We start from the raw sequence: 2,584 nt of genomic DNA on the forward strand, positions 1-2,584 counted from the left end.
CTCAACCGCGTGATGATCGTCGAGCTGTCGGTGCCCGCGACGCTGGTGGGCGTGATGATCGCGCTGCCGCTCGTCTTCGCGCCGTTCCGGGCGCTGATCGGCTACCGCTCCGACACCCACAAGTCCGCCCTCGGCTGGCGGCGCGTGCCCTACATCTGGAAGGGCACGATGCTCCAGTTCGGCGGCTTCGCCATAATGCCCTTCGCGCTTCTGGTCCTCTCGGGCTACGAGCAGGCCGCGGACGCGCCGCTCTGGATCGGGCACACGAGCGCGGCGCTCGCCTTCCTCCTCGTGGGCGCGGGCGTCCATACCGTGCAGACCGTGGGCCTCGCGCTCGCCACCGACCTCGTGCCGGTGGAGGAGCAGCCGAAGGTCGTGGGCCTCATGTATGTCATGCTGCTCGTCGGCATGATCGCCTCGGCGCTCGTGTTCGGCTGGCTTCTCACCGACTACACGCCGGGCAAGCTGGTGCAGGTCGTGCAGGGCGCGGCCGTCGTCACCGTGGCGCTGAACCTCCTCGCACTCTGGAAGCAGGAGCCGCGCGACCGCGACCGCGCCCGGCGGATGGAGGTCGAGACCCACGCCGAGTTCCTCGACGCCTGGCGTCTCTTCGTGCGGGGGCGGACGGCTGTGGGGCTTCTCGTCGTCATCGGCCTCGGCACCATGGGCTTCGGCATGGCCGATGTCGTACTCGAGCCCTATGGCGGGCAGGTGCTCGACATGTCGGTGGCGATGACCACGCGCCTGACGGCCGTGCTCGCGCTTGGCGGCCTCGTCGGCTTCGCCATCGCCTCCCGCGTGCTCCTGGACGGGCGCGAGCCGGTGGACGTCGCCTGGTGGGGCACGCTCGCCGGGCTGCCCGCCTTCGCCGCGATCATCGCCTCGGGGCCGCTCGGCCAGCCGTGGCTCTTCGTGGCCGGGACGGGCCTCGCCGGTCTGGGCGCCGGGCTCTTCGGTCACGGCACGCTGACGGCCACCATGCGCAGCGCCCCGCGCGAGCAGGTGGGCCTCGCGCTCGGCGCCTGGGGCGCGGTGCAGGCCACGGCGGCGGGCATCGCCGTCGCGCTCGGCGGCATCATCCGCGACCTCGTCGCCGCTCTGCCGGGGGCGGAGGCCTTCCGCCCCGAGACCCCCTATCTGCCCGTCTTCACGCTGGAGTTCCTGCTTCTGGCCGCCGCGCTGGCGGCGGTGGTGGCGCTCAGGCGAAAACAGGCTCGAATTGACCAGACCCCGAGCTATCCTCATCGGCAGGTTCGACCGGACGTCCCCGCCGCCACCATCGAGCCAGCGCCGCCGCGGCGGCAGAAAGAGAGGGAGACCCATGACGACAATCGTGTCACGGCTCTATGAGTCGGCCGACGCCGCGAACCGCGTGGCCGACACGCTGCGCGCGGACGGATTTCCGGACCGCACCATCAGCGTCATCACGACCGCGGACTTGGACGCGATGACGGCGGCCCGCGTCGATGCGGCCGCCGCCGAGAAATACGCGAAGGTGATGACGTCGGGCCGCACGCTCTTCGTCTGCCGGGCGCCGTTCTCGCCCTTCGGCGCCGCGCGCCGCGCCATGGAGGTCGCCGACAGCATCCCCTCGCTCGATGCCGGCGTCTCGAACGAGAACCGCTACGTCGCCGAGGAGGCGCAGCTCGAGAACCTCACGCCCTCGGTCCTTCAGAACCATCCGATGATGATGACGCGGGACGACTATGTCGGCTCGGGCTGGGCGGACTGGAGCTTCTCGGGCCTCTTCATGTGGCCGACGATCAGCCGCCGCCGCGAGGCGCCGAACAACATCTACCGGGGCGGGCGGCACATGTCGCAGAAGTTCTGGCCGCAGAAGCTCCTCTCCGACAAGCCGCGCCGGTCGAGCGTGATCCACGGCGGGCGCCATATCCTCAGCTCCTCGCGCCCGGTCTCGACGCCGACCAAGCGCTCGGTGATGACGAGCCATCCGCGCATCACCGAGAAGTTCGGCTGGAAGACGCTCTCCGAGCGGCGCTGATAGAGAAAGGGCCGGGAGGCGATCCCGGCCCTTCGCTCATTCCGCCGCGGTCCGACGCTTGGGCAGCACCCAGTTCGGGCGCGGGAAGTGGCAGGTGTATCCGTGCGGGATGCGCTGGAGGTAGTCCTGGTGCTCGGGCTCGGCCTCCCAGAAGTCGCCCACGGGCTCCACCTCCGTCACGACGCGGCCCGGCCAGAGGCCAGAGGCCTCCACGTCCGCGATCGTCTCGAGCGCGCAGGCCTTCTGCGCCTCGTCGACGTAGTAGATGGCCGAGCGGTAGGACATGCCGATGTCGTTGCCCTGCCGGTTCCGCGTCGTCGGGTCGTGGATCTGGAAGAAGAACTCCAGGATCTCGCGGTAGCTGATGACCTCGGGATCGAACACGATCTCGATGCCCTCGGCATGCGTGCCGTGGTTGCGGTAGGTCGCGTTCGGCACGTCGCCGCCCGTGTAGCCCACCCGCGTCGAGATCACGCCCGGCTTGTGCCGGATCAGCTCCTGCATCCCCCAGAAACAGCCGCCTGCAAGCACTGCACGTTCGCTCATGCCAGATCCTCCACCTGGGTAAGGTATTCGCCGTAG

General features: G+C 69.9%; 3 protein-coding genes. 2 read left to right on the forward strand and 1 reads right to left on the reverse strand.

All coding sequences use genetic code 11. The annotated features are described in order from the left end of the window. Nucleotides 1-1,350: PucC family protein (locus ACTS11_RS09820; protein WP_442640140.1), on the forward strand; the 1,350-nt coding region annotated here is incomplete at its 5' end. Beyond that, nucleotides 1,334-2,002 (forward strand): hypothetical protein, encoded by a 669-nt coding sequence (locus ACTS11_RS09825; protein WP_442640141.1) that lies wholly within the window; start codon nt 1,334-1,336, stop codon nt 2,000-2,002. The genes ACTS11_RS09820 and ACTS11_RS09825, both read left to right, overlap by 17 nt. A 36-nt stretch (nt 2,003-2,038) precedes the next feature. On the opposite strand, the gene msrA is transcribed toward ACTS11_RS09825, so the two are convergent. Continuing rightward, nucleotides 2,039-2,548, reverse strand: coding sequence for a peptide-methionine (S)-S-oxide reductase MsrA (gene msrA, locus ACTS11_RS09830; RefSeq protein ID WP_442640142.1), 510 nt, complete (start codon nt 2,546-2,548; stop codon nt 2,039-2,041). Nucleotides 2,549-2,584 lie beyond the last annotated feature (36 nt).

It is taken from the genome of Roseicyclus sp. (genome assembly GCF_052168335.1).
Classification (GTDB): domain Bacteria; phylum Pseudomonadota; class Alphaproteobacteria; order Rhodobacterales; family Rhodobacteraceae; genus Roseibacterium.